This is a genomic window from Paenibacillus sp. Root444D2 (assembly GCF_001426375.1).
Classification (GTDB): Bacteria; Bacillota; Bacilli; order Paenibacillales; family NBRC-103111; genus Paenibacillus_E.
The window spans coordinates 12,770-31,181 of sequence record NZ_LMEO01000019.1 but is presented as its reverse complement, the minus strand read 5'-3'; the positions used below and the strand labels follow the sequence as shown (position 1 = coordinate 31,181).

Sequence of the window (18,412 nt, the reverse complement as noted above, 5' to 3'; positions counted from 1 at the left end):
TTGTTGTTTTATAAGTGACTCGAGACTTCCCGAGGTAAGTCTTACTCTTAATGCTCTTCTTCGTGAATCAACGTTTGTGAGATGTAAACCATTGTTAGCATCGTGAATACGAAGGCTTGAATAGCACCTACGAACACACTGAAGCCCTGCCATACAAAGAGAGGCGCAATTCCAAACCAACCTGCTCCGATGATGACAGATATCATAATTTCACCTGCGTAAATGTTACCGTAAAGACGGAAAGCGAGCGTAAGCGGCTTTGATACGACTTCAATTAAATGAAGGATCAACATTGCCCCTTTGTACTCAAAGTAATGTGCGAAGTAATGCTTCGTGTTACGCGTTATTCCTAAGTAGTGACTTAGTACGATAACGATAACCGTTAGTGCTCCTGTTACTGCGATATCAGCTGTTGGCGATTTCCACCATGACACGTGATCTTCTGTCACAATCGAGAAAGGGAGACCAAGCATGTTGCCGATAAAGATATACATAATGAGCGTAAGACCTAGTGCGATAAAACCTTTACCGTGTTTGGATCCAATCGTGCTTCCGATAATGCCTTCTACAAACTCAATCGTCCATTCCATGAAGTTTTGCAATTTCGAAGGATTCGTTACGGATGCTCGGCTGGCCCCTGCGATCGCAAGGATAAGCACGATAAGTGTGGTAATTCCGATCATCATGAGTGCAGATGCGTCGAAATGAATACCTAACCACTCAAACTCTGGTACGTGATGTTCCATGTTTTCCATTTTCACCCCTTTCATCGAATGGAATTACTTCTTTGACTTTCTAATAGAAAGAATACCCAGTACGAGTGTTGCCAATTGAGCAAAAAAGTATCCAACGATCGTCGTCGTTAATGCGACTTGTTCGGGATACCGAACGGCAACCAGTCCTACGAAGCCAGCGATTGCTGCTCTTGTCAGAAAACCTAGGGTCACCTTGCGCCCTTTCTGCTCTATCGCAGCTGCTGCCAACTTGTTGATTTTCCAGGCTAAAAACCTTGCATTGATCATGCTCGCAACAGATCCAAGCATAAGACCGGCAAAATAAACCCGGTAATCGACAAAAAGCGCCCATGCAGCCAAACAAAAGGATAAAAAGAAAAGAAACACATTTTGAACCGTTTTCAGAGTGGCTGAAAAGTCATCCATCATAGCCCTCCGTAATGCTTAATCATGAAGTAAATGCTAATGATTCCGGTTACAAGCCCAAGCAGGAACCCGCCTAACAACCAGAACTGTCCCCCTAGTGTGTGACTCAACCAGTCGCCGAAGAAATAACCGGCTCCTAAACAAACCACGAGGTCAATGCCAATTGCACTAGTTAACGCTACTGCCCGCCACGGATTATCATTGGGATTTTGCCGTTTCATCGCATCCTCCTGAGAGCTTTCCGCATGGGAAAACCCGTCTCGTAGACATAGTGCTACGAATCCTCATTCATTGTATCGAAGCAGTGCAAGGTTTGTCAATTGACGGAACTTCATTTGTGACTTCCTACAAAACCCGTCAGAGCCTTGCGGCTCTAGGGTTTGCGAGTTTCCAAACCAAACAGTCGAACTGTACGCTGTAGCGTTTGTCATGATTTTGTCACGGTTAGAATGCTTCCGGACGCTCCGAGGTCTTGCCAAAGTGATAAAGTATCGCTTGCACGATGCGTTCGGACGATTTTCCATCCCCATAAGGGTTGGCAGCTTGACTCATTTTGTTGTATAAATCTGGATCTGTTAGAAGTGCGCGAGCCCGCTCATAGACCACTTCCTCATCCGTTCCAACGAGTTCAAGCGTACCTGCTTGGATACCCTCAGGACGTTCTGTCGTATCGCGCAGAACTAGAACCGGCACACCAAAAGAAGGTGCTTCTTCTTGAAGACCGCCAGAGTCTGTCAGGATCATATGGGCATGCGGATAGAAGTTGTGGAACTCGAATACGTCAAAGGGGTCTACCAGCTTGATTCGTGGATGATTGCCCAGGATCTCATGTGCAGGTTCCTTGACTGCAGGACTTAGATGTACAGGATAAACGATCGCAATATCTTCGAACTCATCGGCAATACGTTTCACTGCACGGAAGATTTGACGATGAGGCTCGCCTTGCGATTCACGGCGATGCGCCGTCATCAAGATCAACTTACGGCCCGCTGCCCATTCCAATACAGGGTGTTCAAATTTCTCTTGTACCGTGTACTTAAACACATCCGTAACCGTATTCCCCGTCACATAAATCTGGGATTCAGATTTATTTTCTTTGCGCAGATTGTCAGCCGATTGCTGTGTTGGCGCAAAGTGTAAATCCGCTAGCACGCCCGTTAATTGACGGTTCATTTCCTCCGGGTAAGGAGACATTTTGTTCCACGTACGAAGACCTGCCTCGACATGTCCCACTTGAATTTGCTGCATGAATGCCGCATAGCTAGCAAGGAATGTTGTCAACGTATCGCCGTGTACCAGAATCAGGTCAGGCTTAGCTTCTTGAAAGACAGGCTCCAAGCCTTGCAGTACACGCATCGTAATTTCATTCAGCGTTTGACGGTCTTTCATGACATTCAAGTCGAAATCCGGTTTAATTTTGAAAATATCCAGCACTTGGTCGAGCATTTGTCGATGCTGAGCTGTCACACAGACAAGGGACTCAATATGTTCAGGATGCTTTTCCAGCTCCAAAATAAGCGGAGCCATCTTAATCGCTTCGGGTCTTGTTCCGAAGATCGTAATGACTTTTAAACGTTTCATCGGTTTCTTCTCCCCTTAGAGCTTTCTGTAAGAAAGCTGACTTCGTAAGCAAATTATTTAGTGCCGAACAGACGATCTCCTGCATCACCGAGTCCCGGTACGATATAACCATGATCATTCAGGTAGTCATCCACTGCGGCTACGTAAATATCGACATCTGGATGCTCTTGTTGAACAGCTTTGATCCCCTCTGGTGCTGCAATTAAGCACATCAGCTTCATTTGCGTACAACCTCTGCGTTTGAGCACTTCAATCGCCATATTCGCGGATCCGCCAGTAGCCAGCATCGGGTCAATAACAATCAACTCCCGCTCCAGAACATCCGTCGGCAGCTTCACATAATACTCGACAGGTTGAAGCGTGTCAGGATCACGATACAAGCCAACATGTCCAACTTTGGCAGCCGGAATCAACTTAAGTATCCCATCGACCATGCCCAGACCTGCACGCAGGATCGGAATGAGTCCCAGCATTCTGCCAGAAATAATACGGCAATCTGCTGTAGTCACCGGCGTTTTCACCTGTACATGCTCAAGCGGAATATCTCTCGTAATCTCATAGGCCATTAAAGTCGCAACCTCGTCTACGAGATCTCGAAAATCCTTCGTTTTCGTATTCTCATCCCGAATATAAGTTAGCTTATGCTGAATTAGCGGATGATCACAAACAAATAACTTCCCCATAATTTCCTCCTAATAAGCTGCGTTTTATATGTATTTCCCGAAAAGATTGCGTCAAACTGCGTTATGCTTCGACAAACCTCGTCCATTATATCATATGTTATCCAACTTATCCTCTGTAAAACCAAAGCTTCCGTGAATATCCATTTTACACGAAAAAACCACTAGGATTTTTCATCCGAGCGGTTTTGGTATAACAGGATCAGCTCAATCTACGATTTCGGGGCAGAACCAGATGCTCTTGAAATCGAACCAACCGAGCGTATTGAACGAAATACCTTGAAGATGCGGGCTATACACTAATTGTTGAGTCGTATGAAGAAGAAATAAGACCGATTGGTTTTGCGATAATAATCCTTGCATCGAGCGGATTCGTTGTAAACGTACCTGACTGTCTGGCTCTGCTTCGATTGAGGCAATGGTTTCATCGAACGTTCTGCGCTGCTCATCGGTCGCGTATACGCGCAGCGCTAAGTTGCCTATCTTATACATCTCAATCAGACAACGGGCCTCATCGTCATCTGCGACAACCCCGCCGACAATAATATCTGCACATTGCATCTTATCCACCTTGGACATTTCCTCAAAAGAATATTCCTGTAGAGCTACCTGTATTCCGATGTCGAGGCATCGAGCATGAACCCATTCAGCTAGGGCACGGTTTTTTGGAGTGAAAATCATCGTTATCGGCTGGCCTTCATATCCGCATTGATTCAGTAATTCTCTAGCTCGTTCAGGCTGGTTATCTTCCGGCAATTCGATTGGTGAATCGGTCGGCAAGAAATCGGCGGCAGGTATCGCATTATATAGCCCCAGTTCCTTAATCATACCGCTACGATTAAGTACTAGCTGAAGTGCTTGACGAAAATGGATATCCTGCTGAGGCCCACCCTTTCGTAAATTAAAGACCAGCATGCTAGAACCCAGCATCATGATTTCTTTTTTGCACCAATGCGCGGGTGCCGGCTGTTTAGAATGGCTGAGCTTACCCATTTGGAAGTTTAGCTGCTGCCACCTTCGCTCACTCACCATTTCCGGAACGCAAAGCAGTTCGATACGATCTAGGTGGGCGGACTCCCGGTAATAATCCTCGAACGCTTCGAATGTGACGCCCCCCTCATCATACCTCGTAATCCGGAACGGACCCGTCCCGACGGGTAGCATGCCTGGATCGCTTACTTTCTGAGCGCTGTACACATCAGCCGGTACGATCGCGGCTTGAAAGGAACTTACGTAATGAGGAAACATATAATTCGGCGCTTTCAACTCGACTCTAACGGTCAGCCGATCCACTGCGCGGATATCTCTGACGGATTCCAGCAGCCACCGGTTTGGAGAGTCTTCCGTGCCGAGCGTACGCACCCGATTAAGCGAAAAGACCGCATCTGCCGAAGTCATCTCTCGACCATGATGGAATCGTACTCGCTTACGCAAATAAAAAGTCCAGATTGTTGCATCTTCATTGCATTCCCAGTCATGCGCCAAACCTGGCTCTAAGCTGCCGCATGCAGGATCAAAATAGATCAGCGTATCGAAAGCCTGTTTTACCAAATGGAGATCGCCTGAGAAGAGCACATCTACAGGGTCTAGGGTCAAAACTCTCATCTGCATCGGCAATCGAAGGGTTTCAGTATCGCCAGACTCAAGGGTCCCTCTATACCCAAAGTAACTTCCTAACCAAGCTAAGAATCGATCCATGACTCCGGAATCCAATCCTTCAATTTGAAACAAACTCATTGCGCTGTTCAAATTCCCCTGTTCAACATGCAATTTCGCTTCCGCAAACAAAAGATCTTCGACCGAAGCCAGAAACCGAATCGTAGAACGATTGCCGCGCCCGCGACCCGGTGTCCAGGAAATCCATGCCATCTCAACCATCTTGCGAATCAATATCTTCACATTTCGTTCCGTACAATACAGGTAACCGGCTATTTCTTCAACGGACACGGGCACATCCATATCGGTTTGTTGAAAATTGTGAACCCGCATCATGGTTGTTTTCAACTGCACGTACTGTAAAACAAGCTGCATGGATGCAACCTCCTTTTACACGAATTACCAAGAAGTATAGGTCTGCCCCCATACTTTCGTCAACAGTCCTTGGACGGATAAAGGGATGAAAAAAAAGCCGACTCCAGAGAGCCGGCCAGAACATATTTTTAAATCAGAATTAGTAAGTTAAACCTGGGTAAAGCGGATATTGCGCTGTCAGGTCCTTCACTAAACCGCGTGCTTTCTCAAGAACAGCTTCATCTTTCGGGTTTTTCAGGGTAAGTCCAATTACTTTCGCGATTGTTTTCATCGCTTCTTCATTCATACCGCGGGATGTTACAGCCGGTGTACCTAGACGGATACCGCTAGTGATGAACGGGCTTGTTGGGTCAAAAGGAATCGCGTTTTTGTTTGCAGTAATGCCAATTTCGTCTAGAACGTGTTCAGCGTCTTTACCCGAAATGTTCAAGTTGCGCAAATCGATCAGCATCAAGTGGTTATCCGTACCGCCGGAAACAAGGTTAATCCCTTCAGCTGTTAAAGCAGTCGCCAATGCTTGGGCATTGTTGATCACGTTTTGTCCATATGTTTTGAAATCTGGTTGCAGAGCTTCACCGAAGGAAACAGCTTTAGCTGCGATAGTGTGCATCAAAGGACCACCTTGAGTACCAGGGAAAACGGCTTTATCGATCGCTGCTGCCCAAGCTTTGCGCGTAAGAATCATACCGCCGCGAGGACCGCGAAGCGTTTTGTGCGTTGTTGTCGTTACGAAATGTGCGTGCGGCACTGGGTTCGGATGCAAACCAGCAGCAACAAGACCCGCGATATGCGCCATATCGACGAAGAACAGCGCGCCTACATCATTTGCGATGGAAGCCAAAGCTTCGAAATCAATCGTGCGCGGGTAAGCACTTGCGCCAGCTACGAGCATGCGAGGCTTGTGTTTGAACGCAGCTTTACGAACATCGTCGTAATCAATACGGAAATCTTTTTCGCTTACGCCATAAGCAACGAAGTTGTAGAGAATACCGGAAGCATTCACTGGACTACCGTGCGTTAAGTGACCACCATGTGCCAGGTTCATACCCAGTACCGTATCTCCAGGGTTTAGAGCTGCCAGGTAAACAGCCATATTGGCTTGTGCGCCGGAATGCGGTTGAACGTTCGCGTGCTCAGCACCGAAAAGCTCTTTTGCACGATCGCGAGCGATATCTTCTACGATGTCTACGTACTCGCAGCCGCCATAGTATCTTTTACCAGGGTAACCTTCAGCATATTTGTTCGTTAGTACTGTACCCATAGCTTCAAGAACAGCTTGGCTAACGATGTTTTCGGATGCAATAAGCTCGATTTTGTCACGTTGACGGGCAAGCTCAAGGTTCATCGCTTCTACAATTTTTGGATCTTGTTTGCTCAAAAAGTTTGTCATTTTAAATTCCTCCTACAGGGTAGTCTTATTTGTTAAGTCTTTATTCATAGAGGTAATGGCTAACAATCCGCATCGGGTGCGGCTGTTTGATAGAGTTGTTCCGCTTCATCAGGTAGGTAAACAGCTCTTGTACCGCCAATCAACTTAGGCCGGGTAAAAGCCATCGTCACATAGGCATGGCCAATGTTTCGGACCGGCGGCCTTGCCGGCACAGCTACTCGGCGCAAATGCATCCCAATAAGCGTGCTGCCAATATCGATTCCGGCATGTGCCTGAATCGTCTCGACAACGACCGGCTTCGCGAAATGGCGGTACGCATAGGAGGCCATCGAACCTCCGGCCTTTGGCACCGGAATGACAGAGACAGGCTCAAGCTGAGGCGAATGCAATAGCAGCTCTTCCTCAATAACGATTGCACGGTTCAAATGCTCGCAGCATTGAAAGGCTAAGTGCAGCCCGAACTCGTGGCTTATGCTCTGCGCCGTTTCAAAGATCGGCTTGGCGGCATCCAGCGTTCCTGATGTACCGATCCTATGCCCGAGAATTTCACTCGTGCTTGTCCCGATAATCAGAATTTGACCCGATCTGAGATTGCCGACTTTGACCAATTCCCGAAGATTTGTTTCCAAAGCCTCGGCAACATTAGAAAGAATGGAATCTGTCATCATGATCCCTCGTTTCTGGAATTTTCCGATAGGAAATATTCTATGGGTGCAGTGTGAAACGGTCTTCGATACTTTGCACTTTGTTAATGCGATTCTGGTGACGAACACCTTGGGAAAACTCGGTTTCGAGCCAGATTTTCACGATTTCCTCAGCTACACCAGGTCCAATAACACGTTCACCTAAGGCTAGTACGTTCGTATCATTGTGCTCACGCGTCGCTTTTGCTGAGAATAGATCATGTACGAGTGCACAACGGATGCCCGGAACTTTATTCGCGGCAATCGACATCCCGATACCCGTTCCGCAAATCAAAATACCTTTGTCAGCTTCGCCTGATACCACTTGTTCACAAACTTTAAGTGCATAGTCGGGATAATCGACCGAATCTGCACAGCTGCAGCCATAATCGACGACTTGGTGACCTAATGACTCAATAAAAGGAATGATAACATCTTTCAAACGATAGCCTGCATGATCCGCACCTAAGGCAATTTTCATGAATAGAACGCTCCTTTGCTTGTTCGAATTCGACCATCCTATTATATCCCAAAGCTCACCAGAAAACGAAAAAAAGAGCGGACACGCTAGAAAACGCGCATTGCTCTTTTGCCCAGGCGACCGGCCGTATAGCTCAATGCTCCATTGTGGTTACTCCCACTCGTCGCCAGTTACATTGAGTCTTGATTGACATCTCTATTTTATCGCATTCTACCCCATGTGTAAAGATGTATCCGCAATTCGTATATCTAGAACCTGGGTTATTTGGAGCCTTCATTTCGTGCACGTATTTTCTGAACCAATTTATCTAAACTCCCGCTGATTTCCTCAGCCGTTTGTCGGTAAATCTCTATGGAACCTCCGAACGGGTCAGAAATATCAAAGTCAGGAATCGCATGTTCAAGCTTAAAAATGCGGTTTCTTTCTTCTACAGAAACTGCTTGTGAAAGAGCCTGTTTGAGCTGAAGCTCCGTAACGAGCTGCTCCCTTTCCTCAATCGCCTGTAAAATATGAGCGTCATCCTCTACGTACTCTTTGAGCGTAAAAGTCTTCTCAATCGCATCCGGAAACCGCTGGATAACCGTACGCTTATGCCCCATCGTCATCGTCAAAATGAGATCAGCCCAATTCACTTCAGACTCTTGGATCGCCAAAGAACTAATAGGCTCCTTGAATCCCGCTTCCTGTAAAAGCGATGCACTATTTCGGGAAATTGGACCGCCTGTTACCGCGGATACCCCTGCTGAACGAACCTCCGCCGCAAGCCCTTCTTGGTGCACTCTGATACGCAGCAAACCTTCTGCTAATGGACTGCGGCACGTATTTCCTGTACAAACAAATAGAATTCGCAACATGATCCCTCCTAATCGTAAGCATGAGCTAAGATGAAAACTTTCTATACTCTATTGTATCACAGTAAAAACTTGATCCCAAAGGTGAGCAAAATTAGCCCGCCAAACGCCTCACCATACTCGCCTACCCAGCCGCTTACCCGCCTACCAATCAATAAACCTGCAATAGATAGCAAGCCTCCAAACAAACCAAATATCAGCACCGTCAACACGATGTCTGTAGCAAACATACCTAGGGATACACCAACAGAGAATGAATCAATACTGACACTAAGTGAGAAGATCGTTAATCCCCAAGCTGACCTATGATCAAATGAAGTTGCTTCTTCTCCACGAATCGAACTATACACCATATGCGATCCCAAAAGAATGAGTAAACATCCCCCAGCCGCTGTAGCGACATTCCCGAGCAGCAATGAAACATATTGCCCCATAAACATACCCATCAAAGGCATGAGAACGTGAAATATACCAATCACGAAGCTAATTTTCATAATATCAATCAAACGAATACCCTTCATCCCTATGCCAATCCCTAAGGAAAAAGCATCCAGGCCTAAAGCAATCGCCATAATAATAATTGTTACCAGCTGCCCAAACTCCACCCCAGATGCGAGCATAGCACTATCCCCCTTGTCCACGTTTCTCTCTCAAGATATGCGGACAAACAGGGAATCATGCTAGCTAAACACGTACAAGCCGATGACCGGCTGCTTTACGAAGTCGATTCATAACCGCAAGGCCAATCCCCGTTTCTGGACAGCCCTCTGCAGCAATATATTGAATGCCTTCTTGATCAAATTGCCTTAACGCAGCATAAAGATCCTGAGCGATTGTTTCCGGTTGCAATAACGATCCGCAGGCAATAACCAAATCAGCATGGAAACGAGAGGCTCTCTCCTCAAAAGTAAGAACACCCGTTGACTCACCACGTGCCTTAGCTGCATCAAGATCGTTTTGGATCCATTCAGCAACAGCTTCTGTATCTCCACCTTGAACGATATGCATAAATCCTTTTGGTGCGTAATGTGTGTACTTCATCCCAGGAGCACGCGGTGTTTCGGAATCTTGTACCTCTTCCCGCTCTGGCTCATGAATCCGAATAGTAGGCAGTGCCGATTGCAGCTGCTCTGCCGTAACACCACCGGGACGCAAAATGTACAGCTCACCATTTACAAGCTCGATCACAGTCGACTCGACACCAACTCCCGTTGCACCACCATCTACGATCCCGCCAATCCGACCATCCAAATCATCTCTGACATGAGAGGCGAGTGTTGGACTAGGTCTGCCTGAGCTATTGGCACTCGGCGCGGCTATGGGAAGTCCCGCTTCACGAAGAAGCTGCAAAGCCACGGGATGATCCGGAATTCGCACACCCACAGTCTTCAGACCAGCGGTAACTAACGGCGAAATGCCACCTGTTTTCACAGGCAGCACAATGGTAAGAGGACCCGGCCAGAAAACCTCCATAAGCTGGCGATGATCCGCCGTTACACGATCAGAAAGAATTAAACTTGAAAGCTGTTCGACATCGGCAATATGGACAATGAGGGGGTTATCCGAAGGCCGACCTTTTGCTGTGAAAATCCCTTCAACCGCTGCCGTATTCGTAGCATCTGCCCCAAGACCATATACTGTCTCTGTAGGAAAAGCTACTGTTTGACCACTTTGGAGAAGCAGGGCTGCTTCAGCCAAATAGCCACTTATCTCGGTCCCTTTCCCCTGATCCACTTTCCAGTATTTTGTCACGATCATCTATCATCCTAACTTCAAATAAAATTCTGATCCTCAAACAAACACATACGGGGTGAATTTTCTTAGCTGAACCACGATACAATCTTCTTCACCATTTCCCAAATAAAAAACTTAACTTGTGGCTGCTTTGCATCAACGGATTCCGTTTTTTCTTCCTCTTGTGTAGCTTTACTGTCTTTAACGACAGGATTAGACTTGTCGGATTTTACTGTTGAAGCAGCTTTACTGACTTTCGTTGCAGGTGTAGGAGTGGATTGCACCTTCCCATCACCCTCCGTTTTTGCTACAACAGCAGCTGATGCTACCGCTTCTCCGGATAAGGAATCCACGAAACATAATGGCGGAAACAACACACACCACCAGTTCTGACCTTCCCCCGTACCAATCGTCACACGCAGCGCTTCATACTCACCCGCTGGGTACACTTCATTTCCGTACATTTTCGTTGGAAAAGGGACTTTACCAAGCTCAACGGTATGTGAATAGCTGTAGCCACGTGCTTCAATCATTTGTCCAACAAGGATATCAAACTCGGACAAATGGGCTTTTACTACGGCCCTTGCGTCATCCAGCGTTTGTGGTCCAACGACCCACTCCTGCATACGAGCAATAATAGCATCACGAATCTCGCGTTTCAATGCTTGATCCTGCGGCGAATCCGAATTTGCTAGAATACGTAAACGAATTGATTCTTCCGGTATCGTAGGCGAAATAACCGCCGCATTTGTACGATTCGATTCCCAACAAGTTATCATAACAATAAGTGCAAAAGCTACTAATAATAAAGATTTATAAGATTGACGATTAGTTCTCTTAACCATGAGGAAAAGCCCCTTTCCCTTCGCTTCTACTAGCCAGTATGGGCAATAAGAAGAGGAGCTAAACCTAGTAATCTATTTAAATTTTCGAAAATTGATAGAGTTGGAATTGGAGGGAGTTCAATGGAAGTTGGGTGGCGGAAAGAGGTGGCATTTGGTTGGAGGAGATGGGTTTAAGGGAGAAAAACATCGTTAAAGTGACTCTCCTGCTCATATAAGTAGCTGTAGCGATGAAAAACACTCTTAAACATACGCCAATTCCTCCAAAACAACCTGATAGCTTGTCTGTAAGAGTGAAAAATATCGTTAAAGTGACTCATCTACTCAAATAAGTAGCTGTAGCGATGAAAAACACTCTTAGCAGACACCAATTTCTCCAAAACAACCTGATAGCTTGTCTGTAAGAGTGAAAAACATCGCTATAGTGACTCTTCAATTCATACAAGTAGCTGTAGCGATGAAAAACACTCTTAGCAGACACCAATTCCTCCGAAACAAGCTGATACCTTGTCTGTAAGAGTGAAAAACATCGCTATAGTGACTCTTCAACTCATACAAGTAGCTGTAGCGATGAAAAACACTCTTAGCAGACACCAATTTCTCCGAAACAAGCTGATACCTTGTCTGTAAGAGTGAAAAACATCGTTAAAGTGACTCTTCTGCTCATATAAGTAAATTTAGCGATGAAAAACACTCTTAAACAGATACCAATTCCTCCAAAACAACCTGATACCTTGTCTGTAAGAGTGAAAAACATCGCTATTGTGACTCTTCAACTCATACAAGTAGCTGTAGCGATGAAAAACACTCTTAGTAGACATCAATTCCTCCAAAACAACCTGATAGCTTGTGTGTAAGAGTGAAAAACATCGCTAAAGTGACTCTTCAACTCATACAAGTAGCTGTAGCGATGAAAAACACTCTTAGCAGACACCAATTTCTCCGAAACAACCTGATAACTTGTCTGTAAGAGTGAAAAACATCGCTATAGTGAGTCTTCAATTCATACAAGTTGCTGTAGCGATGAAAAACACTCTTAACAGACACCAATTTCTCTGTGCCATACAAAACTATCGCGTTCTTTCACAACGCTACGAACTCCCTCTAGTCTCGCGAACGGATCGCGATCACATGGCGATCAATGCCCTGCAGATCCGGCACGAATCGGATCTCGTCCCAGTCAGCGGCGGCGCGCAGCATCGCCGCCACAGCCTCCGCCTGCCGTATGCCCACCTCGAACCCGACCACAGTCGGGATTCGCGGCAGCTGCGGCAGCTGCGAGATCATCCGGCGGTAAAGGTCGAGTCCCTCGACACCGCCGAACAAAGCCGTGTGCGGCTCAAACAGCCGCACCTCCGGCTGAAGCGCCGGCAGGTCGCCATCAGGGATATACGGTGGGTTAGACACCAGTATATCCGGCGCGATCCGGCGCGCAATAAAGGGCTCGAGAAGGTCCCCCTCGAGCCACTCCACCCGCGCAGCCACGCCGTGGCGCTGCGCATTCACGCGAGCCATCTCCAGCGCAGCCGCGGAGATGTCGCTGGCCGCCACGCGCCACGTAGGGCGCGCGTGTGCCACCGTTACCGGGATCGCTCCGCTCCCGGTGCCCACATCCGCAAGCAGCGGAGTGCCTTGCGGGAACAGACGCGAGCCTTCGTGGAGCAAAGCTTCCACGAGCAGCTCCGTCTCCGGCCGCGGAATCAGCACGTCCGGGCTAACCGCAAAAGGAAGGCCGAAGAAATCCTGCTCGCCGATAATATACTGCACCGGCTCACCCGCGGCCTTCCGCTCCACTAGCTGGCGCCACGTTTCCGCCAGCTCCGCAGGAAACTGTTCCGGAAAACGGAACAGCAGCTCCGTCCGACTGCAGCCCAGCAGGTGCTGCAGCAGCAATTCCACACAGGAAGCCGCCTCGGCCACACCGAGCTTCCCTAAAAAAGAAGAAGCCTCAACAAAGGCTTCTCTTAAACTCTTAGCAGCAGTCGACATCACATTGCCTGCTCCCCGTTATCCAAAGCATCGGACTGCGCTGCAATCGTGAGCGCCGAAACGATCTCTGCCATATCACCATTCAACACTGTTTCTAAGCGATGCAAAGTCAAACCAATACGATGATCGGTAATTCGGCTTTGCGGGAAGTTATACGTACGAATCCGCTCGGAACGGTCACCCGTACCAACCTTGCTTTTACGCTCGCCCGCATATTTCGCTTCCTCTTCCTCACGCATTTTATCGGAAATACGTGTACGAAGAACGCGCAGTGCTGACTCTTTATTCGAGTTTTGCGATTTCCCATCCTGACAAGTCGCTACGATACCCGTAGGTACATGCGTCACACGCACAGCGGATTTCGTCGTATTAACCGACTGACCGCCCGCCCCACTGGAACAGAACGTATCAACGCGAATATCCGCATCATGGATGACAATCTCTACATCTTCCGCTTCCGGCATAACCACTACCGTCGACGTTGAGGTATGGATACGCCCACCTGATTCCGTTACAGGAATACGTTGTACGCGGTGCGCCCCACTCTCATACTTCAACTTGCTATAAGCGCCTTTACCGGTGATCATGAAAATAATCTCTTTAAAACCGCCCAAATCGTTCACAGAAGCATCGAGAATCTCCGTTCTCCATCCTTGTGCGTCCGCATAGCGCGTATACATGCGATACAAATCGCCTGCGAACAAAGCAGCTTCGTCGCCGCCTGCCGCACCGCGAATTTCGACGATTACGTTCTTATCATCATTAGGGTCTTTAGGCATCATGAGCATTCTAAGTTGTTCTTCCAACTTGGCAGCTTGCTCGCTAAGCTCATCGATCTCCATTTTGACCATTTCACGCATTTCATCGTCCAGCTTTTCGTTCTGCATCACTTTGGCATCGGCCAGCTGTTCGCTCACACTTTTATATTCGTTATAAGCATCATAAGCTTCTTGAAGATCAGATTGCTCTTTAGAATACTCTCTAAGTTTCTTTGTATCACTCGTAACATCCGGGTCACACAGCAGTTCGCTTAATTTATCATAGCGGTCCACAATGGACTGAAGTCGATCCAACATATCGGATCACTCCTTTCTTTACTTTTTTTATTAATTACACATTAAATCTGAAATGCATGACGTCCCCGTCATTCACCACGTACTCTTTACCTTCGAGACGCACTTGGCCTTTTTCTTTCGCACCATTCATCGACCCTGCAGCTGCCAAATCATTATAAGAAACGACTTCAGCACGAATAAAACCACGTTCGAAATCGGTATGAATAACACCAGCCGCTTGAGGAGCTTTTGTTCCCTTGCGGATTGTCCATGCTCTTACTTCTTGAACCCCAGCTGTGAAATACGTGTACAAGCCAAGTTTTCTATAAGCTGCTTTAATCAATCTATTCAAGCCGGACTCTTGAAGTCCCAACTCTTCGAGGAACATCGCTTTTTCTTCGTCTTCCAGCTCGGCGATTTCGGATTCAACCTTCGCACTGATCGACACCACTTCGTTGTTTTCGCTCTCAGCAAATTCTTTTACAATTTTCACAAAAGGATTTTCATCTGCTGTTGCTACTTCATCTTCACTCACGTTTGCCGCATAAAGCACGGGTTTCATGGTCAGTAAATGAAGGTCTCGCACGAGAAGTTTCTCATCTTCGCTAAGATCCAGACTGCGTGCCGGTTTATCTGCATAAAGCGCTTCTTTAATACGCTCTAAACACTCCACTTCAGCAACAACTTTCTTGTCGCCGCCTTTGAGGTTTTTGCGCGAACGCTCGATCTTCTTCTCAACCGACTCAATATCGGCCAAAATTAATTCAAGATTAATCGTTTCGATATCGCCGATCGGATCCACTTTACCGGAAACGTGGGTAATATTATCATCCTCAAAACAACGAACAACATGCACAATGGCATCCACTTCACGAATGTGTGCCAAAAATTTATTTCCAAGCCCTTCGCCTTTGCTCGCACCTTTTACCAAACCCGCAATATCAACGAATTCAAAGGCTGTCGGGACAATGCTCTTAGGCACAACAATCTCTACCAGCTTCTGCAATCTCTCGTCTGGTACTTCAACTACCCCAACATTCGGATCGATCGTACAAAACGGATAATTCGCAGATTCTGCCCCCGCCTGTGTAATTGCATTAAACAATGTCGATTTTCCTACGTTCGGTAGACCGACGATACCTGCTTTCAAAGCCATTGTAGTTACAACTCCTTAATTTTCGAAAATCATCCTTCTTATTATATAGCACTTGGAACGCAAAAAAAAGCCTGAAGGCTATCGATTCGCCGCAGACTTTTTTTCCGTCGCTTTTTTAAATTGCGCTTCCCGCTTCTGTACGAAGTAAGTTTCGATCTGATTCGTAAGGATAAAACCCCTTAAAGCATTGGTTTTTTCCTGCGGAATGTCGATATAACTAGCCCCGTAATAAAAACCATTTTCAACCTTTTCTTTTCTTACAATTTCCATCGAACAAGGCATCGTAAAGCCCAAATCCAGCTCGACTTCAAGTTGGGAATGCTTTTGAACGATCTTATCAATCATAGAATTATCATTAATGGTAAATCCTAAGCCGTTGATGGATATATTTTTGATTGAGATACCAAGCGGGTTTTCAAATTGATGTTTATTTCTTTTATTCATATCCTGAAGTCCGAATAAGAGACCTGTATGTTTCACATCCACACGTGGAAATTCCCGTTTTTCTGCGAATTTCTTCCGATTATCAGGTGGATTAATGACAATGACGGAGCCGAATTCTTTGGCAACAACGGTTGTATTCATCACAAACAAGCCGGATTTGGTATAAACCGTCATTTTCGCTTTATCACCAAGTTGAAAGACATCGTATTCCGGCAATTCCACCTCAATGATGTCTCCGAGAGCATAGGTTAGTACGCCAGTGGCTACGAAATCGTCCTTTCCCAACACAGCCTTGCTATCGATTAGCACATCAGCGTCATACCCCTCCTTACTTCCGTAATATTTCATGACGTTATACCCGTTGGCCATTATAATCAGCACCTCTTCCTTACTCAAGTTATTCCCTATATAAAAATAGACCGCCCCTCATGTAGGAGCAGCCTATTACCTCAATCAAAAAAAGCATCGATTTTCGGTAACCAGGCTGCCATAGTTCCAATGGAACCGTAGACCCTCAGCTTTGCGTCCTTGCTTTTCAACAAGTTTGCCTTTGTCGAACCTTGCTATTCATTTTTAGCTATCACGTACTATATGGTCTAAAAGACCTACTAATATCTATCATTATACCTAGCACAGTTGCTATTATCAACAAAATTCCTTGCATAGCTGATCATTTTGTTGTATGTAATGTTAGAAAGATTAAATATCCACAGCTTTTCAAGTTATCCACAAACCTATCCACAGGTTGTTAACAACGGAATGAATGTTCGATTGTTATGCACATGTGGATAAAAATATATTAGCGAGGTGTCCCCCTGTGGATGAACATATCCCCTGGATGAAAGAAGCCATTCAAGAGGCTCTTAAAGCCGAAGCCATCCGTGAAGTACCGATTGGAGCGGTCGTTGTCCATCAAGGTCAAATCATTGGCCGCGGCTACAATTTGCGTGAAACAACCCTAGATCCTCTCGCTCATGCCGAAATGATCGCCATCAAACAAGCGAGCGAGCATCTGCAAGCCTGGCGGCTTTTGGATTGCCAGCTCTATGTCACCCTTGAGCCTTGCCCGATGTGTGCGGGTGCGATTGTGCAATCGCGGATTCCGCAGGTCATCTACGGCACCATTGATCCGAAGGCTGGCTGCGCCGGAACGCTCATGAATTTGCTGCAGGAGGACCGGTTCAATCACCGTGTCGATGTCGTTAGCGGCGTCTTGCAAGAAGAGTGTTCAACGATGCTGACCCAATTTTTCCGTAAATTACGCGGTAAAGCTTAGAAGTTCCTGCATCTAATTCTTCATAGCCGCTGCCAACTCAGCTAGTTTATTCATCGTATTCCAATTTCGTGTTGTTGCAGTGTCCCCAAGCTTCTGGATATTGCCCGCAAGTTTCGAATCCAGAACACTTTGACGAAATAGAAAATAAATTTCACGCCCCTTGATCTGGAATTCGTCCGCATCACTTATTCCTTTGGACAAGAGGTCGGAGGTTTGCTGCGGAGGATCTTCCGATAGCACAGAAATTTGTATCGTTTCGCCTTCTAATAAAGCATCCACCTCATATGGACAAGTCGCAAGAATCTGCGCCAGCTCCTCTATTGTACGCAAAATGACGGTAGGTGAAACGCCTACGGCTTTGCTAATCTCCTGCTCTATACGCTGGCGCAGCGGTTCTACCGCCTCCTCGGACATGAACAAGACATTTCCGGTCTGCAAATACGTTTGCACCTTAGCAAGTCCCGCCGCTTCAAGTGTCTTTTTCAAATCCGCCATTTTGATTTTGTTCTTTCCTCCTACGTTAATACCACGCAGAAAACCAATATAAACCTTCACTTCGGCAACCTCTTCCTTTGATCAAATTATGCATTACTTCAGTTTAATGGATCGGATGAAAAAGAAAATAACCGTACCCAGAATTAGAAGCAATACAAGGCTAAATATCCACATATTTAAAGCAACACTATTTCCCCTTGCAATTTGGATAAGGGTCCATTCGACATACCCAAAAAACACAACGATCAGCATCTTTAAACAGTTCATGAATAAGCGTGCATTACCATATTGCCAGGTGGCATTTTCATTCGTAATTTTGCAAGGATAATTAAACGTATGGGGATATTTGCTTAAGACAGTTAAACCTATATATAGGATCACGGTTATAACTGGCAGCAGAATAAGACTGAATTTGTTTCCCCAACCGTCCTCTTTCCCTTGACCGTTAAAATGTATCGGTATTCTTTCTGGTATCAGGATCCAGACATAGGCTAAATATGCGAAAGTACACAAAAGGACTAAGATGGATACTCCATCTAGAATTTTTTCTGTTATTGTTGTTGA

At 46.3% G+C, this 18,412-nt stretch carries 20 protein-coding genes and 2 riboswitches; of the genes, 1 reads left to right on the top strand and 19 read right to left on the bottom strand.

All coding sequences use genetic code 11. The features are described from left to right. Positions 1 to 47: 47 nt before the first annotated feature. The 17 genes from atpB to ASD40_RS13080 form a co-directional block, all read right to left on the bottom strand. On the bottom strand, positions 48 to 755 hold the full coding sequence (atpB, locus tag ASD40_RS13160; protein WP_235549247.1) for a F0F1 ATP synthase subunit A: 708 nt from the start codon (positions 753 to 755) through the stop codon (positions 48 to 50). Between the two features lie 24 nt (positions 756 to 779). After that, positions 780 to 1,163, bottom strand: coding sequence for an ATP synthase subunit I (locus ASD40_RS13155; RefSeq protein WP_235549246.1), 384 nt, complete (start codon positions 1,161 to 1,163; stop codon positions 780 to 782). Beyond that, positions 1,160 to 1,381: an AtpZ/AtpI family protein gene (locus ASD40_RS13150; protein WP_057303729.1), complete on the bottom strand. Its 222-nt coding sequence runs from the start codon at positions 1,379 to 1,381 to the stop codon at positions 1,160 to 1,162. Before ASD40_RS13150 ends, ASD40_RS13155 begins: the two co-directional genes overlap by 4 nt. 223 nt (positions 1,382 to 1,604) lie before the next feature. Further along, complete coding sequence (gene wecB / locus ASD40_RS13145; RefSeq protein ID WP_057303728.1) at positions 1,605 to 2,741, bottom strand: non-hydrolyzing UDP-N-acetylglucosamine 2-epimerase; 1,137 nt, start codon at positions 2,739 to 2,741, stop codon at positions 1,605 to 1,607. Between the two features lie 53 nt (positions 2,742 to 2,794). Continuing rightward, the gene (upp, locus tag ASD40_RS13140; protein ID WP_057303727.1) at positions 2,795 to 3,424 is read right to left on the bottom strand and encodes a uracil phosphoribosyltransferase; all 630 of its coding nucleotides are present in this window, start codon (positions 3,422 to 3,424) and stop codon (positions 2,795 to 2,797) included. Positions 3,425 to 3,628: 204 nt separating this feature from the next. Further along, the gene (locus ASD40_RS13135) at positions 3,629 to 5,452 is read right to left on the bottom strand and encodes an ABC transporter substrate-binding protein (protein ID WP_057303726.1); all 1,824 of its coding nucleotides are present in this window, start codon (positions 5,450 to 5,452) and stop codon (positions 3,629 to 3,631) included. A 139-nt stretch (positions 5,453 to 5,591) separates the two neighbouring features. After that, entirely contained in the window at positions 5,592 to 6,842 is a 1,251-nt protein-coding gene (glyA, locus tag ASD40_RS13130) for a serine hydroxymethyltransferase (protein ID WP_057303725.1), read from the bottom strand. Between the two features lie 59 nt (positions 6,843 to 6,901). Then, positions 6,902 to 7,507 (bottom strand): TIGR01440 family protein, encoded by a 606-nt coding sequence (locus tag ASD40_RS13125; protein WP_057303724.1) that lies wholly within the window; start codon positions 7,505 to 7,507, stop codon positions 6,902 to 6,904. Between the two features lie 40 nt (positions 7,508 to 7,547). After that, positions 7,548 to 8,006: a ribose 5-phosphate isomerase B gene (gene rpiB, locus ASD40_RS13120; protein WP_057303723.1), complete on the bottom strand. Its 459-nt coding sequence runs from the start codon at positions 8,004 to 8,006 to the stop codon at positions 7,548 to 7,550. Between the two features lie 103 nt (positions 8,007 to 8,109). Next, a riboswitch (ZMP/ZTP riboswitch) is annotated at positions 8,110 to 8,190 on the bottom strand. Positions 8,191 to 8,266: 76 nt separating this feature from the next. Next, entirely contained in the window at positions 8,267 to 8,860 is a 594-nt protein-coding gene (locus ASD40_RS13115; protein WP_057303722.1) for a low molecular weight protein arginine phosphatase, read from the bottom strand. 56 nt (positions 8,861 to 8,916) lie between these two features. Next, entirely contained in the window at positions 8,917 to 9,477 is a 561-nt protein-coding gene (locus ASD40_RS13110; protein WP_057303721.1) for a manganese efflux pump MntP, read from the bottom strand. A 64-nt stretch (positions 9,478 to 9,541) separates the two neighbouring features. Beyond that, positions 9,542 to 10,615 carry an L-threonylcarbamoyladenylate synthase gene (locus ASD40_RS13105; protein ID WP_057303720.1) on the bottom strand — a complete coding sequence of 358 codons (1,074 nt, stop codon included), beginning with the start codon at positions 10,613 to 10,615 and terminating at the stop codon, positions 9,542 to 9,544. A gap of 62 nt (positions 10,616 to 10,677) precedes the next feature. Then, positions 10,678 to 11,436, bottom strand: coding sequence for a stage II sporulation protein R (spoIIR, locus tag ASD40_RS13100; RefSeq protein ID WP_057303719.1), 759 nt, complete (start codon positions 11,434 to 11,436; stop codon positions 10,678 to 10,680). A 1,101-nt stretch (positions 11,437 to 12,537) separates the two neighbouring features. Beyond that, positions 12,538 to 13,422, bottom strand: coding sequence for a peptide chain release factor N(5)-glutamine methyltransferase (prmC, locus tag ASD40_RS13095; RefSeq protein ID WP_057303718.1), 885 nt, complete (start codon positions 13,420 to 13,422; stop codon positions 12,538 to 12,540). Then, positions 13,422 to 14,498: a peptide chain release factor 1 gene (gene prfA / locus ASD40_RS13090; protein ID WP_057303717.1), complete on the bottom strand. Its 1,077-nt coding sequence runs from the start codon at positions 14,496 to 14,498 to the stop codon at positions 13,422 to 13,424. Before prfA ends, prmC begins: the two co-directional genes overlap by 1 nt. 34 nt (positions 14,499 to 14,532) lie before the next feature. Beyond that, the gene (ychF, locus tag ASD40_RS13085; protein WP_057303716.1) at positions 14,533 to 15,633 is read right to left on the bottom strand and encodes a redox-regulated ATPase YchF; all 1,101 of its coding nucleotides are present in this window, start codon (positions 15,631 to 15,633) and stop codon (positions 14,533 to 14,535) included. A 78-nt stretch (positions 15,634 to 15,711) separates the two neighbouring features. Beyond that, positions 15,712 to 16,446: a PilZ domain-containing protein gene (locus tag ASD40_RS13080; protein ID WP_057303715.1), complete on the bottom strand. Its 735-nt coding sequence runs from the start codon at positions 16,444 to 16,446 to the stop codon at positions 15,712 to 15,714. Positions 16,447 to 16,548: 102 nt separating this feature from the next. Next, positions 16,549 to 16,636: riboswitch (cyclic di-GMP riboswitch) on the bottom strand. Positions 16,637 to 16,915: 279 nt separating this feature from the next. On the opposite strand from ASD40_RS13080, the gene tadA reads away from it, so the two are divergent. Then, on the top strand, positions 16,916 to 17,353 hold the full coding sequence (tadA, locus tag ASD40_RS13075; RefSeq protein WP_414858786.1) for a tRNA adenosine(34) deaminase TadA: 438 nt from the start codon (positions 16,916 to 16,918) through the stop codon (positions 17,351 to 17,353). Positions 17,354 to 17,365: 12 nt separating this feature from the next. Here tadA and ASD40_RS13070 read toward each other — a convergent pair whose 3' ends face one another. Beyond that, positions 17,366 to 17,908 carry a DUF1697 domain-containing protein gene (locus ASD40_RS13070; protein WP_057303713.1) on the bottom strand — a complete coding sequence of 181 codons (543 nt, stop codon included), beginning with the start codon at positions 17,906 to 17,908 and terminating at the stop codon, positions 17,366 to 17,368. A gap of 33 nt (positions 17,909 to 17,941) precedes the next feature. Further along, complete coding sequence (locus tag ASD40_RS39385) at positions 17,942 to 18,361, bottom strand: DUF1648 domain-containing protein (protein WP_162251241.1); 420 nt, start codon at positions 18,359 to 18,361, stop codon at positions 17,942 to 17,944. Positions 18,362 to 18,412: the final 51 nt, after the last annotated feature.

Coding starts and splice junctions, on each gene's coding strand:
- prmC (WP_057303718.1), bottom strand. CDS start 13,422: ATGTCGACTGCTGCTAAGAGTTTAAGAGAAGCCTTTGTTGAGGCTTCT.
- ASD40_RS13150 (WP_057303729.1), bottom strand. CDS start 1,381: ATGAAACGGCAAAATCCCAATGATAATCCGTGGCGGGCAGTAGCGTTA.
- spoIIR (WP_057303719.1), bottom strand. CDS start 11,436: ATGGTTAAGAGAACTAATCGTCAATCTTATAAATCTTTATTATTAGTA.
- atpB (WP_235549247.1), bottom strand. CDS start 755: ATGGAAAACATGGAACATCACGTACCAGAGTTTGAGTGGTTAGGTATT.
- upp (WP_057303727.1), bottom strand. CDS start 3,424: ATGGGGAAGTTATTTGTTTGTGATCATCCGCTAATTCAGCATAAGCTA.
- ASD40_RS13080 (WP_057303715.1), bottom strand. CDS start 16,446: ATGGCCAACGGGTATAACGTCATGAAATATTACGGAAGTAAGGAGGGG.
- ASD40_RS13110 (WP_057303721.1), bottom strand. CDS start 9,477: ATGCTCGCATCTGGGGTGGAGTTTGGGCAGCTGGTAACAATTATTATT.
- ASD40_RS13155 (WP_235549246.1), bottom strand. CDS start 1,163: ATGATGGATGACTTTTCAGCCACTCTGAAAACGGTTCAAAATGTGTTT.
- ASD40_RS13115 (WP_057303722.1), bottom strand. CDS start 8,860: ATGTTGCGAATTCTATTTGTTTGTACAGGAAATACGTGCCGCAGTCCA.
- ASD40_RS13105 (WP_057303720.1), bottom strand. CDS start 10,615: ATGATCGTGACAAAATACTGGAAAGTGGATCAGGGGAAAGGGACCGAG.
- ychF (WP_057303716.1), bottom strand. CDS start 15,633: ATGGCTTTGAAAGCAGGTATCGTCGGTCTACCGAACGTAGGAAAATCG.
- ASD40_RS13135 (WP_057303726.1), bottom strand. CDS start 5,452: ATGCAGCTTGTTTTACAGTACGTGCAGTTGAAAACAACCATGATGCGG.
- ASD40_RS13125 (WP_057303724.1), bottom strand. CDS start 7,507: ATGACAGATTCCATTCTTTCTAATGTTGCCGAGGCTTTGGAAACAAAT.
- wecB (WP_057303728.1), bottom strand. CDS start 2,741: ATGAAACGTTTAAAAGTCATTACGATCTTCGGAACAAGACCCGAAGCG.
- glyA (WP_057303725.1), bottom strand. CDS start 6,842: ATGACAAACTTTTTGAGCAAACAAGATCCAAAAATTGTAGAAGCGATG.
- prfA (WP_057303717.1), bottom strand. CDS start 14,498: ATGTTGGATCGACTTCAGTCCATTGTGGACCGCTATGATAAATTAAGC.
- tadA (WP_414858786.1), top strand. CDS start 16,916: ATGAAAGAAGCCATTCAAGAGGCTCTTAAAGCCGAAGCCATCCGTGAA.
- rpiB (WP_057303723.1), bottom strand. CDS start 8,006: ATGAAAATTGCCTTAGGTGCGGATCATGCAGGCTATCGTTTGAAAGAT.